The 12555-nt window shown below is 70.8% G+C and carries 14 protein-coding genes and 1 tRNA gene; 6 read left to right on the top strand and 9 right to left on the bottom strand.

All coding sequences use genetic code 11. The features are described 5' to 3' along the window. Positions 1 to 11: 11 nt before the first annotated feature. A complete protein-coding gene (locus ORV05_RS31255) occupies positions 12 to 929 on the bottom strand; it encodes a LysR family transcriptional regulator (RefSeq protein ID WP_268755493.1) in 918 nt (305 codons plus the stop codon). Positions 930 to 1000: 71 nt separating this feature from the next. Here ORV05_RS31255 and ORV05_RS31260 point away from each other — a divergent pair, with 71 nt between their 5' ends. Both ORV05_RS31260 and ORV05_RS31265 read left to right on the top strand, forming a co-directional pair. Further along, positions 1001 to 1405: a nuclear transport factor 2 family protein gene (locus tag ORV05_RS31260; protein ID WP_268755494.1), complete on the top strand. Its 405-nt coding sequence runs from the start codon at positions 1001 to 1003 to the stop codon at positions 1403 to 1405. A gap of 139 nt (positions 1406 to 1544) precedes the next feature. Next, positions 1545 to 3356 carry a hypothetical protein gene (locus ORV05_RS31265; protein ID WP_268755495.1) on the top strand — a complete coding sequence of 604 codons (1812 nt, stop codon included), beginning with the start codon at positions 1545 to 1547 and terminating at the stop codon, positions 3354 to 3356. Between the two features lie 84 nt (positions 3357 to 3440). Here the strand turns inward: ORV05_RS31265 and ORV05_RS31270 are convergent, their stop codons facing one another. From ORV05_RS31270 to ORV05_RS31285, 4 genes are all read right to left on the bottom strand, one after another. Next, positions 3441 to 3635: a YciI family protein gene (locus tag ORV05_RS31270; protein WP_268755496.1), complete on the bottom strand. Its 195-nt coding sequence runs from the start codon at positions 3633 to 3635 to the stop codon at positions 3441 to 3443. Positions 3636 to 3729: 94 nt separating this feature from the next. After that, a tRNA-Ser gene (locus tag ORV05_RS31275) sits at positions 3730 to 3816 on the bottom strand. 58 nt (positions 3817 to 3874) lie between these two features. Continuing rightward, positions 3875 to 4327, bottom strand: coding sequence for a nucleoside deaminase (locus ORV05_RS31280; protein WP_268755497.1), 453 nt, complete (start codon positions 4325 to 4327; stop codon positions 3875 to 3877). Further along, a complete protein-coding gene (locus ORV05_RS31285; protein ID WP_268755498.1) occupies positions 4327 to 4806 on the bottom strand; it encodes a tRNA adenosine deaminase-associated protein in 480 nt (159 codons plus the stop codon). The genes ORV05_RS31280 and ORV05_RS31285 overlap by 1 nt, the downstream gene beginning before the upstream one ends. A gap of 94 nt (positions 4807 to 4900) precedes the next feature. Between ORV05_RS31285 and ORV05_RS31290 the strand changes: the two genes are divergently transcribed. Together ORV05_RS31290 and ORV05_RS31295 are read left to right on the top strand one after the other, a co-directional pair. Next, positions 4901 to 6154 (top strand): M20 metallopeptidase family protein, encoded by a 1254-nt coding sequence (locus ORV05_RS31290; protein ID WP_268755499.1) that lies wholly within the window; start codon positions 4901 to 4903, stop codon positions 6152 to 6154. A 21-nt stretch (positions 6155 to 6175) separates the two neighbouring features. Next, on the top strand, positions 6176 to 7129 hold the full coding sequence (locus tag ORV05_RS31295) for a prephenate dehydrogenase (RefSeq protein ID WP_268759983.1): 954 nt from the start codon (positions 6176 to 6178) through the stop codon (positions 7127 to 7129). 55 nt (positions 7130 to 7184) lie between these two features. Here ORV05_RS31295 and ORV05_RS31300 read toward each other — a convergent pair whose 3' ends face one another. Continuing rightward, complete coding sequence (locus ORV05_RS31300) at positions 7185 to 7409, bottom strand: antitoxin (RefSeq protein ID WP_268755500.1); 225 nt, start codon at positions 7407 to 7409, stop codon at positions 7185 to 7187. Positions 7410 to 7482: 73 nt separating this feature from the next. Here ORV05_RS31300 and ORV05_RS31305 point away from each other — a divergent pair, with 73 nt between their 5' ends. Next, complete coding sequence (locus ORV05_RS31305) at positions 7483 to 7929, top strand: SRPBCC family protein (protein WP_268755501.1); 447 nt, start codon at positions 7483 to 7485, stop codon at positions 7927 to 7929. Between the two features lie 74 nt (positions 7930 to 8003). After that, on the top strand, positions 8004 to 8756 hold the full coding sequence (locus ORV05_RS31310; RefSeq protein ID WP_268755502.1) for a polysaccharide deacetylase family protein: 753 nt from the start codon (positions 8004 to 8006) through the stop codon (positions 8754 to 8756). Positions 8757 to 8808: 52 nt separating this feature from the next. Here the strand turns inward: ORV05_RS31310 and ORV05_RS31315 are convergent, their stop codons facing one another. The 3 genes from ORV05_RS31315 to ORV05_RS31325 are packed head-to-tail and all read right to left on the bottom strand — an operon-like array spanning position 8809 to position 12539. After that, positions 8809 to 11397, bottom strand: a complete 2589-nt coding sequence (locus ORV05_RS31315) for a CHAT domain-containing protein (RefSeq protein ID WP_407652618.1) — start codon at positions 11395 to 11397, stop codon at positions 8809 to 8811. A 57-nt stretch (positions 11398 to 11454) separates the two neighbouring features. Then, positions 11455 to 11937 (bottom strand): carboxypeptidase regulatory-like domain-containing protein, encoded by a 483-nt coding sequence (locus ORV05_RS31320; protein WP_144593144.1) that lies wholly within the window; start codon positions 11935 to 11937, stop codon positions 11455 to 11457. Next, entirely contained in the window at positions 11934 to 12539 is a 606-nt protein-coding gene (locus tag ORV05_RS31325; protein WP_268755503.1) for an RNA polymerase sigma factor, read from the bottom strand. Before ORV05_RS31325 ends, ORV05_RS31320 begins: the two co-directional genes overlap by 4 nt. Positions 12540 to 12555 lie beyond the last annotated feature (16 nt).

Below are 12555 nucleotides of genomic sequence, written 5' to 3' on the forward strand. Positions count from 1 at the left end.
GGTTGCGCCTTTCAGCGGAGCCTGCGCCGCAGGTCGGCGGCCAGCTCTGCCGACATGTCGCGGAGCAGTTCGCCGAACTCCCGGCGCGGCTCGTCCTGCGAACGATCGCCGGGACGGGCGATCGCCGTGGTCCGGACCGCCGCCGGGTGGTCGATGCGGACGACGGCGACGTCCGGTGGAAGCACCGGCACGATCAGCCCGGGAACCACCGTGACGCCCAGCCCAGCGGCTACGAACCCCAGCTTGGCGACCCAGTCCTTCGCCACGAAGGCGATTTCGGGCTCCCAGGAAACGTCGCTCCAGGCACCGAGCAGCGTCGTCCCCGGCTCGGCACTCCCCACGATCCAGCGTTCCTCGCGGAACATGCCGATGGGGGCGGAAGCGAGATCGGCCAGCGGATGCCTTGGCGACATCGCGACGAACAGCGGATCCTCCAGGACGGGGATGATCTCGACCCCCTCCGGCGCCTGCCGGGGCGGAGTCACCACCGCCAGGTCCAGCCTTCCCCGTGCCACCGACGTCAGCAGCCGTCCGCTCGGCCCCTCGCGCAGCGACACCGCGACCTGCGGCCGGGCCGCGACGAGCGCCGCGATCGCCCGGGGGACCAGAGCCGCCATCGCGGTGGAGAAGGCGCCCACGCGCAGGCGGACCGGTGGCCGGACGGTCAGATCTTCGAGCTCCTGGCGGACCGAGTCGAGCTCACCCAGTACCGCCTCGGCATGCCGCAGCACGACTCGGCCCGCCTCCGTGAGCCGCACACCGCGGGCCTGGCGTTCGAACAGCGGACGTCCCGCGGCCTGCTCCATCAGCGCGATCTGGCGGGACACGGCGGACTGCGTGTAGCCGAGCCGCTCGCCCGCGGTCGAGAACGAGCCGTGGCGAGCGGCTTCGCGAACCACCCGCAGTCCGGCGACGGTGAACTCACTCATGCGAAATACTGATACCAGACATCGAAGACTTTCGTTTGTGTGATACCTGCGCCGCACCTACCGTTTTTCCCATGAGCACAGAGGAAAACCGGAAACTCGTCATGGGCATTTTCGAGCAGATGGCGGCGGGCAACACCCGGGCACTGAGCGACGCGATGGCGGAGGACTTCCGCTGGGTGTTTCCCGGGAACTGGTCCTGGTCGGGCACCTGGGGGCCGAGGGAAACGGCGCTGAAGGGTCTGCTGCGTCCCCTGATGGCACAGTTCACCGGCTACCGCAGCGAAGCGGACTTCGTCCTCGCCGACGGCGACCGCGTCGTGGTCCAGGCCCGCGGGTACGCCACCACACACCGGGGCGACCCCTACCACCAGACCTACTGCTACATCTTCCGGATCGCCGACGGCCGCATCACCGAAGTCATCGAACACTGCGACACCGCGCTGGTCGAGCGGGTCCTGGACCAACCCGTTCGCTGAGCCGGGAAGTGCCGGTGGTCTGTTACCCGGATTACCGGCACTTTCGCCTTCTCCACGGGTGGAGATTTCGTCACGCCCCGCCGGGCGGTTAACAACCGGCAAGGCCGGGACGATTCCAGGGCGAGGAAAGGATCTTGATATGAGACTTCCGCTCGTCATCCGGCGCATCGCGGGCGTGGTGCTCGCCGCCGGTCTGTTCACCTCGGCTCTCGTAGCCGGGGGACCACCCGCCTCCGCAGGCACCTCGCCACTGGAGATCCTGCCTTCTTCCTGGGCCTATACCGATTCCGGTGCGGTGCACACCAGCACGGCCGACGGCACCGGCGATGCGCCGGTCGGCGCCTGGCGGGACGATTCGGGCAAACTGCACCTGAGCAAGTCCTATTTCACGCTTGACCTTTCCGCACTGGTCGGTGCCCGCATCTTCGACGCCACCGCATCCGTGGCAGAACACCGGGTGAACAATTGCGATCAGCCCCGCGCGACGCAGTTGTGGCTGACCGACACCACCGAAAAGCCCACCTGGGACGACCAACCCGAAGAGCGGGCGATGCTGCCCGCCCTGACGGCCACCCCCGGCTGCCCTTCTCCCTACGTCACCTGGGACGCGGCGGGCACGGTGCGGCAGGCACTGGCCGCGGGCCGGACGAAGATCACGCTTGCCCTGCTGATCCCGGAAGACCAGCAGGGCGACCTCTCGTACGGCCGGGCCTACGCCAACGATCTCCGCATAGCTTTGCGCTACAACAATCCGCCGAACACGCCCACACAGCTCGCCGTCGGCTTCCAGGCCTGCAGCCAGCCCCCAGTCTTCGCCAGGGACACCTGGCCGGAGCTGCGGGCGCAACTGTCCGATCCCAACCCGACCGACCAACTGCGCGCGCACTTCGCTGTGTGGCCGGATGGCCAGCCCGACCAGCGCACCACACTGGATAGTGGATCGGTCACCAACGGAACCGTCGCGGTGGCCTCCCTTCCCGACGCACTGGCGGTGGAGAACCAGGTCTACGACTTCGCCGTGCAAGCCGACGACGGCGACGACGTGTCGGCGTGGAGCGCGCCCTGCCGGTACACAGTGGACAGGCACGGCCCCGCCGTCGAGCCGACGGTGAGCTCGTCCGACTACCCCGACGACGGCGCGTTCCACTTCGGCGTAGGCGCCCCCGGCTCGTTCACCTTCGGCGCCAACGGCGCCTCCGACGCGGTCGGCTTCTACTACGGAACAACAGAAACGCCGACCACGTATGTCGCGGCCGACCAACCGGGCGGGAGCGCGACAGTCTCCTACACCCCTCTCTCCATCCTCAATCGCTTGTATGTGCAGAGCGCGGACGCGGCGGGCAACCGATCGCCGGTGCGCCAGTACTCCTTCTACACACAGGACACCCAGCCCCGGGTGATCGTGCCGAACGAAACCGGCCTCGGCTCACCGGTCACGGTCTCCTTCTCCCCCACCGTGACCGGGGTCGTCACCTACACCTACCAGTTCGACGCAGGTCCGCAGATCACCGTGCCGGCGGCAGCGGACGGCACCGCTTCGGTGAGCGTCACCCCGGCCAAATACGGCAGCCACAGCGTGAGCGTGTGGAGTACCAGCCCAGCCCTGGCCAAATCCGGCGTGGCGACGCAGTCGTTCTTCGCCAATGACGCGCCACTGGTGTCGGGCGATGTCTACCCGGACCACGGAAGCGGCGGCGGTCCGGGGGTGCCCGGCACGTTCACGCTCACTCCGCGAATGCCGAATGTGACCGGCTACGTCTACTACGTCAACTGGCCTTTCAGCTCCGACCCGCCGATCAGTGTGCCCGCCAACCCCGACGGAACGGCGACCTTCGTCTTCACCCCGCCCACCGCCGACTCCTACGACCTCACCGTGTTCGCCCAAACCGCCGACGGCACGCTCTCCCAGGGCAGCCGCGACTACACCTTCACGGTGAACCCTGCTCCCTGACGGCGACCGCCCCCGCGCCCAGCCGGAAAATCGGCTGATCGGCTGGGTGCGGGGGCGTCCCGGGCGGGGCGAGGGCGGGCGTCGTCAGCCGTGGGACTTGAGGTTCTCCAAACCATTCGAGACGAGCAACGGTACGAACTCCATGACGCTGTGCGTGGCAACGCCGTTGAGCACGTAGGGATCCGTGGCCAGGATCCGGTCAAGATCCTCGGCGGGCATCCCGGCAGCGAGGTAGACGCCACCGACCAGGGGTACCTGACGACCGGCCACCAGCAGCACACCGACACATTCGATCTTCACAGAAGCCGGGCGCGCGGAGACGGAAACGACGAACGCCGGGCGGCCCTTGCGGGGCCACCCGGCGTTTCGACAGCGGTAGCGGTGGGATTTGAACCCACGGACGGGGTTAACCGTCACACGATTTCGAGTCGTGCTCCTTCGGCCGCTCGGACACGCTACCGCCGACTAGGGTACTGCACGCCCGCAGCGACCCGGCCACCACCCTCGGCATCCGCCGGTCAGGCTTCGCGATGGGTGGCGAAGAAGGCGTCCAGCAGCTCGGCGCACTCGGTTTGGAGGACGCCGCCGTGCACCTCGGGCCGGTGGTTGAGCCGCCGGTCCCGCACCACGTCCCACAACGAGCCGACCGCGCCGGTGCGGGGTTCCCACGCCCCGAAGACCAGGCGCTCGACCCGGGCCAGCACCAGCGCTCCCGCGCACATCGTGCACGGCTCGACGGTGACCGCGAGGGTGCAGCCGGACAGCCGCCAGCCGTCGCCGTGGACCCTTGCGGCCTCGCGCAGCGCGAGGATCTCCGCGTGCGCGGTGGGGTCCCCGATCTCCTCCCGCGCGTTGTGGGCCGAGGCGAGCACGGATCCGTCCGGGCCGAACACGACCGCCCCGATCGGCACGTCGGGACCGGCCTCGCGGGCCGCCTCGATCGCGGCCCGCACCATGCCGGCGTCGTCCATCACAGTTCGTCGAGCAGCTCGACGAACTGGTCCCCGAACCCGCACCGGGAAGCGATCATCTGCAGTTGCTCATCGGGGTAGAGGTTCTCCTCACCCGCGATGACCTCCAGCTCCGGAGCGGGCAGGCCCAGGTCGGCGAGGATGTCCAGATCCCCTTCCGGCCAGATCGCCTCGTCGTCCTCGGGCGGGTCGACCCGAAGCACGTCGAGGACGTCCGCCGCGATGTCGTAGTCGAGCGCGGCAGCCGCGTCCGACAACAGCAACGAGGGGCCTCGCGGACTCGGCCGCACGATCACGAAGAACTCGTCGTCCACCGCCAGCAGCCCGAACAGCGCCCCGGTGGACCGCAGTTTGGCCAGCTCCGTGATGGTCGCGTCCAGGCTCGCCAGCACACCGGCATCCAGTGCCTGGCACCGCCACCGGCCGTCCTCCCGCACCACGGCCACCGCGAACCCCGCGACCGGCTCCTTCACCGCCATGCGCACACCGTATACCTCAGGGGAACCCCCTGGGCGCCGATCTTCGCCCGAACGCGGGCGGCCGGCACCCGGTCCGCTCTGTCAGGATCGCCCCATGACCGGACCCACTGAGTTGCCCCCGCTGCCGGACACCCGTTTCGCCGGCCTGGCGGCCGAGGCGGCGTCCTTGCGGCCGTCGACGGTCGCGCTGCGACGCGAGATCCACCGCCATCCCGAACTGGGTCTGCACCTGCCCCGCACCCAGGAAGCGATCCAGCGCGCACTCGCGGACCTCCCGCTGGAGATCACGGTCGGCAAGGCCACCAGTTCGGTGACCGCCGTGCTGCGCGGCGCCCGGCCCGGTCCGGCCGTGCTGCTGCGCGGGGACATGGACGCGCTGCCGCTGCGGGAGGACACCGGGCTCGAGTTCGGCTCCGAAGTGGAGGGCACGATGCACGCGTGCGGGCACGACCTGCACGTGGCCATGCTCGCCTCCGCCGCCCGCCTGCTCGCCGCGCGCGCCGGGGAACTCGCCGGTTCGGTCGTGTTCATGTTCCAGCCAGGCGAAGAGGGGTTCCACGGCGCCCGGCACATGATCCACGAGGGGGTGCTGGAAGCGGCGGGTGACCGGGTCGAACGCGCCTTCGCGCTGCACGTCCACGGCAACATGCCCGCGGGACACCTCCGGACGCGCCCCGGTCCGATCATGGCCGCCGCGGACACCTTCTCGGTGCGGGTGGTGGGCAAGGGCGGGCACGGATCGGCCCCCCAGCACGCGATCGACCCGGTCCCCGCGGCCGCCGCGATGGTCGGCGCGCTGCAGACCCTGATCACGCGCCGGGTCGGCGTGTTCGACCCGGCCGTGCTGTCGGTGACCCGGATCGCGGCCGGTACCACCACCAACATCATCCCGGAGACCGCCGAACTGGAAGGCACGTTCCGGACCCTGTCCGAAAGCACCAGGGCGCTGGTGCGGTCCGAACTGCCGATGGTCTGTGAGGCGGTCGGCGCCGCGCACGGCTGCCGCGTCCACGTCGACATCGAACCGGGCTACCCGGTGACCGTGAACGACCCGATGGAGACCGGACGGGTGCTCGGCCTCGCGGAGCAGGTCCTCGGCTTCGACCGGACCGGCGTGATGCCCGATCCGATCATGGGTGCGGAGGACTTTTCCTACGTGCTGCAACGGGTTCCCGGCACCTTCGCGTTCCTGGGCGCCTGCCCGCCGGGCATGGATCCCGAGCAGGCCCCGTCGAACCACTCCAACCGCATCGTGCACGACGAGAGCGCGCTGCCCGCCGGGGTCGCCCTGTATGCCGCCTTCGCCCTGGACGCGTTGCGGCCCGCGGGGCCCGCACTGGCAGGATGACGCCCTGTGCGAGACGTATGCGTGATCGGGCTCGGTTTGATCGGCGGCTCGTTGCTGCGCGCGGCGTCCGCCGTGGGCCGGGAGGCCTGGGGTGCCACGGCTTCGGAGGCGGACGCGGCCACGGCCGCCGCGGACGGCTTCGACGCGGGCACCGACCCGGTCGCCGCCCTGTGCCGGGCCGCGGACCAGGACGCGCTGATCGTGCTCGCGGTGCCGCTGACCGCGCTGGACGAGGTGCTGCGCCTGGTCGCCGAGCATGCCCCCGACTGCCTGCTCACCGACGTGACCAGCGTGAAGGCCCCCGTGCTCGCGTCCGTGCGGCTGCTGGCCCCGGCCAACCGTTTCGCCGGAGGCCACCCCATGGCCGGGACCGCGGAATCCGGCTGGCGCGCGGGGAACGCCGCGCTGTTCGGCGGCGCCGCCTGGGTCACGTGCCTGGAGGACGACACCGAGCTGGCGGCCTGGGCCGAGGTCTCCCGGCTCGCCATCGAGGTGGGGGCCCATGTCGTCCCGCTGACGGCGAGCGCGCACGACGAGGCGGTCGCCCGGATCTCCCACCTTCCTCATCTGCTGGCCGCGGTGCTCGCCGCGGTGGGGGCGGACGGGGGCCCGGTGGCCATGGCGCTGGCGGCGGGGTCCTACACCGACGGCACGCGTGTCGCGGCGACGAGACCGGAACTGGTGCGCGCCATGACCGAGGGCAACCGCGAGGCGCTGCTGCCCGTGCTGGACGACGCGCTGGGCAGGCTGGGTGCGATGCGCGGTTCCCTTGCCTCGACGGGCGGCCTCGCCGCGACGATCAAGGCCGGGTACGAAGGCGCGCAGGCGCTGTCCCGCGCGCGCCAGGCGACGTCCGCCGGGGTGCGGATCGATCTCTCCGCGCCGCAAGCACGCGAGGGACTGCGGGCGCTCGGCGAGCGCGGCGGCCGCATTACAGCCATCGCAGGCGACATCGCCATCGGCGAGGTCGCCTGAGCTCATCCCGGTCAGCGCCGTGAGGGGCTCCCCTCACGGCCGCGCACAGCCGGGTTCAGTGGCTGCCCTGAGCCTTGTGCAGGGCGTCCTTCGCCTTCGTCGTCATGGTGTCGATCTTGTCGGCGTGCTTGCCGAACTTGGACTTCGCGAAGCCGCCCGCCTTGTCGATGCCCTCCTCGATCTTGCCCGCGTTGTGGCCCAGTGTCTCCTGGGCCTTCTCCTGGGCCTTCTTCCTGGTCTCCTGCGCCTTCTTCTTGATTTCGTCGAAATTGATGCCCATGGCACCATCACACCCCAAATCCGGAAACCTCGCACTGCGGACAGGGCGCGGCCACCGGGCGGAAGGAGCACTGATGACGCCGAAGAGGTACTCGTTCGAGGTGTCCCGCACGAGCAGCGCACCGCCCGGACGGCTGTTCCGGCTGGAGACCGACGGGGCGCGGTGGGCGGACTGGGCCGGACCGCTGGTCCCCCGGTCCGCCTGGCAGCGGTGGGGACGGCCCGTCGGCGGGGTCGGTGCCGTCCGGCGTCTCGGCCTGTGGCCGGTGCTGGTGTACGAAGAGACCCTCGAATACGAGCAGGACCGGCGCCATGTCTACACCTTCGCCCGCTCCGCCCCGGTACACGACTACCGCGCCGAGGTGCTGTTCACACCGGCGCCGGGCGGCGGCACCGACCTGTGCTGGCGAGGCTCGTTCACCGAACGCCTGCCGGGAACCGGTGCGCTTGCCCGGTTCCTCCTGGAGGCGGCCATCCGCTTTCTGTCCCATCGGCTGGTGAAGGCCGCGGAACGCGACTGAGATCACCTCCGGCGGACGCAACGAAATCGCCTCTCACACGACTCTTCTTTCGTGAGTGTCGAGGGGGATGAAGCATGAAGCTGCGCCTGCCGGGCCTTCTGCTCGCGGTCATCGTCCTGGTCGGCGGCTGTTCGGCCGGGCAGCCGAAGGCCGCCGCACCGCCCCAGACTTCACCGCCGCCGGTCTCACCGGTGGCCGCGTCCACGCCCTACCCGTTCGGCGAGGTGCAGCAGAAGGCAGGCCCGATCGTGGACGGGAAGGTGCCGCTGGTCCGGCACATCACCGTCGACCGGCCTTACGTCTTCCTCACCATCGACGACGGCGCGATCGCCAACCCCGACGCCCCGCAGCTCATCCGCGAATCCGGCGCGCATCCGGTGCTGTTCCTCAACGAACGCTATGTCAAGGGCCGCGAAGCGTACTTCCGGCAGTTGCTCGACGCGGGTGCCACGCTCGGCGACCACACGATCGACCACCCCAACCTGCGCGGGAAACCGCTGGCATTCCAGCAGAACGAGATCTGCGGCGACGCGGACGAGTTGCAGCGTTCGCTCGGCGTGCGGCCGGTGCTGTTCCGGCCCCCGTTCGGCTCGTACGACACCAACACACTGCTCGCGGCCGCGAACTGCGGAATGCGGGTCAGCGTGCTGTGGACGGCCTCGGTGAACGACGGCCGGGTCGACTTCCAGAAGGGGAATCGCCTGCAGGCGGGCGACATCGTGCTGATGCACTTCCGCAAGACCTTCGTCGAGGACTACACCGCGTTCGTCAACCAGGCCAAAAAGGACGGACTGACCCCGGTTCCCCTGCCGGACTTTCTCGGCTGACCAACGGTGAAAGCGGTGGTGGCGAGCGGCTCCGGCGCTTGAAGGGCAGAACTTAACCGGCGCCGAGGCAGAGGAAGGGGCGGCGGAGTGGATCCACCGCCGTCGCCTCCGCCAGCGCCACCGCGGGCGACGTCCCCGCCGCCATCCGCCGGTGCAGTTGCGTCATCGCCTCGGCGGCGGCGCGGTCGCCGACCCGGGAAACGGCACCCACCACGGTGCGGGAACCCCCGGCCAGCAGGGCTCCGGCGAACCCGAGCGCCTCCTCGCCCGGCCGGATATGGCTCATCGCCAGCTCGCACGCGGCGAGCACCACGAGATCCGGCGGGGTCTTCAGTCGCGCCGTTTCGTGCGCGAACAGCGGGCCGTCGACCAGATCCAGCCGGGAAAACAGCGCGTTGGCCGGTTCGTGCGCCCCGTGTGCGACCAGGTGTGCCACCCCCGAACCGTCCAGCGCTTCGAGCACCGCCCCACTCGTCGCGCGCTGCCCGTCCACCAGTCGGGCCCTGGGATAGACCGAGCGCAGTTCCCGCACCTCGCCGATCGCGCCCGGCACGCCCGGCCCGCCCACCAGCACCACCGGTTCCGGGCGCCCCTGTTCGGCCGCCGTCAGCCAGGCCGTGGCGGACGGGGCGACGGAGATCGCGCGTCCTCGCAGCGAAGGCAATGCGCCCCACGGCAGCGCGTAGAGCGGGCCGATCGGCACGATCACCAGTTCCCGGTCCCCGATCGCCTCCGCCAGTGGCCGCACCAGCAATCCGTCGAGCAGGTTCGCACGTTTTTCCGCCGACGCGGTCACCGCGGCGGCCAGCGGCGCGGGCAGGTGGTCCGGCGCGAGCACGTTGAGGTCCGCGTGCAGTTGCCGGGTGATCTCCACGGTCTCCGCGAGCGGCCCCAGCGGCACCACCCGGAACCGGCCGTCCCGGACGACCACCGCCGAGATCCGGTCCCCGTGCGCGATGAGGCTCACCAGCACCCGGTCGCCCAGCCGGGCCGCGACCTCCTCCGGTGACGACACGGGCCGAGGGCGGCCCCACGGACTCGTGTACCAGCCGAGCCGGGTGGCTTCGCGCTGCAACTGGCTGTAGCGCTGCTCCAACTCTCCCACCGGCTCCCCGGTGAGCCGGTTCTTCTGGGCGGTCCGTTGCACGTGCCGCATCTCGTTGATCAGGCGGGCCAGCACCGGATCCGCGATCGCGGGCAGCGGCTCGTACCGGTAGACCTGGGCCCGCGTACGCTCCTGCCACACGAACAGCCGCCGGGCACCGGCATGGCCGCGCGCCCGGTCCAGCACGAGCCCCACCGCGAGACGGCCGAGTTCCTCACCGTGCACGGCGGTGCCGCACACCAGGTCCAGCCCGCCCATGCGATCGCGCACCTGGCTCAGCTCCGCCAGTCCCGCCCGGGCCTGCGCCAGCGCGGACCGCGGTTTACCGGTGGCCAGCGCGAGTTCCGCCCGGCACAGGCGCAGCAGCATCAAGTGGTCGACCGGGGTGGTCTGCCGTGGTTTCGGCACGCACGCCAGCAGCGCTTCCGCCTCCCCGACCGCACCGCGCCGCAACTGGAGCCGGACCGCCAGCAGCCGGGCCAGTGCCGCCTCGTCCCGCAGTCCCAGCGCGGCGAGGCGCTCCGCGTGCCCGGACAGCTCCAGCGGCAACCGCTTGGGCGGCGTCCGCCGGTCGCCGAGGGCCGCCATCGCGTCCGCCCGCGAATTGGCCAGTGCCGCGACCTCGGCCCACCTTTCGTTGCCACGCCGCTGGAATCGGCGCCGGGCGGCGCCGGCGAACTCGCGAGCGAGGGCGAAGTCGCCTTCCAGGATCGCGGCCGCGGCCCTGGCCACCTCCGCCTCGGCCACGTCCTGGATCAGGCGGTTCTCGTGCAGCTGCGGCAGGGCCTCGTCCAGATGCCGCGCGGCCTCCTCGGCCAGCCCGGCGGCGAGCAGGGCACGAGCCTGGTCGAGCCGGACCAGCGGGAGCGAACCCGGGCCCACGGAGACGAACAGCCGGGCCGCTTCCTCGTAGTGGCGCAGGGCTTCGGGGATGTCGCCGACGAGCAGGGCACGGTCACCGAGGTTGTGGCGCGCCTTGGCTTCCAGCCGCCGGTAACCGTGGGACTCGGCCAGTTCCAGGCAGCGGTTCAGATCGGCCAGCGCGGCCTCCGGATCGCTGAGCCGCAGGTGCACGTATGACCGGTTCATCAGCGCGACGGCGTACCGCTGCCGTCGTTCGTCGGTGTCCATCGGCAGCCTTGGCAGGGCCTCGTCGAGCAGGACCAGCGACTCGCGCAGCCGTCCGCCACGGAACAGCAGCACGGCACGCTGGATCTCGACGACGTCGCCCGTGTAATCGCGATCCTGCCCCTCCGGCAACCGGCCGACCACGGCCTTCGCCTCCGCCAGTTGGGCGAGACCGGCCTCCAGCGAGGTGATCTCGGCCTCCGCGGAAGCCAGGCTGAGCAGCACCTTGGCCCGCAGCGTCAGCCAGTCCGCCCGCTCGGCGTGCGCCTGGTCGAGGCGCTTCAGGGCCTGTCTGAACAGGCGCAGAGCACGAGCCGGACCGTGATCGACCGCCTCGGTGCGGGCACGCTGATAGAGCGCATCGGCCGCGGCCACCGCCCGGTCGACGCGAAAAGGATGCCCTGCCACACGCCCTATCTGAGCACACGACGACAGAGCGGGTGTAGCGGGTTGTGAAGAAAGCGGTTACAGCACGACCGCGGGCGTCACCACCGTTCGCTTGCTGTCCGCACCGCCGACCGAGATCACGATCTGCGTGGTGCCCCTCGGTACGTCCTCCAGGACGAAACGCCCGCCGTCGTCGGCCAGGGTGCGGCGGCTTTCGTGACCGGCCACCCTGACCTCGACCCCGTGTTCCCCGGCGGGCACCAGCCAGCCGTCGATCCGGTGGCAGCGCCCGGTCCTGGTCAGATTGATCATCACGGTGAGATCGCTGACGGTGAAGGTGATCGTGCCCTGGTCCACGCTGCTGCGCACGCCGGCGAGCTGGTCCGCCCGCTCCCAGCGCGCCACCTCGACGTCGAGGTTCTCCAGCTCCAGTGCGAACTGCACCCGCTCGACCAGCCCCGGCGGGGCTGGATCGACCGTCGCGATGATCCGGTCCAGATCGGCGAGCAGCGCCTCGTCGTCCGGATGAACACCACCACCCGGTACCGATCTTTCGTTCATGCGCTGCCCCCTTCGAAGTCCAGCATCTCGCGCATCGTCTTCAGGCAGCGGCCGCGGTTCGGCCCGATACTGCCCCGTGGCATCTGGAGCGCCTCGGCGACGAGCCGGTATTCGGCGCGTCCGGCGAGCACGGTCAGTCGCAACAGCTCCTGGCAGCGGTGCGGCAACCTGCCGAACGCCTGCCAGATGCGACGATCCCGTTCGGAGCGCAGCACTTCCGCCTCGGGTGCGGGCAAGGTGCTGGGCACGGACTCGGCCATCTCGTCGGTCAACGGCACCGGTGGTGCCTTCCGCCCGTTCGCCCGTTGGGCCTCGTGCCGGGCCGTGGTGACCAGCCAGCCCGCCAAAGCCCTTGGCTCGCGGAGCTGGTCGAGGTGGCTGAACAGGGCGAGCCACACGGTCTGCACCACGTCCTCCGCGGTGTGGGCGTCCAACCCGTGCCCGCGCGCGACGTTCCACACCAGCGGGGTCAGCTCGCTCACCAGGCGGTTGAGCGCCTGCCGGTTGCCGTCGCGTGCCGCCTGCAGGCAGACGGCGAACAGCTCCGGACCGCGCAGCCCCTCCCAGGGAGGGTCGACCTCCGTGGTGTGCACTCCCGTCACCGCATTCGCCCCGCTC

This window comes from Amycolatopsis cynarae (genome assembly GCF_026802195.1).
Classification (GTDB): Bacteria; Actinomycetota; Actinomycetes; order Mycobacteriales; family Pseudonocardiaceae; genus Amycolatopsis_E; species Amycolatopsis_E rhizosphaerae.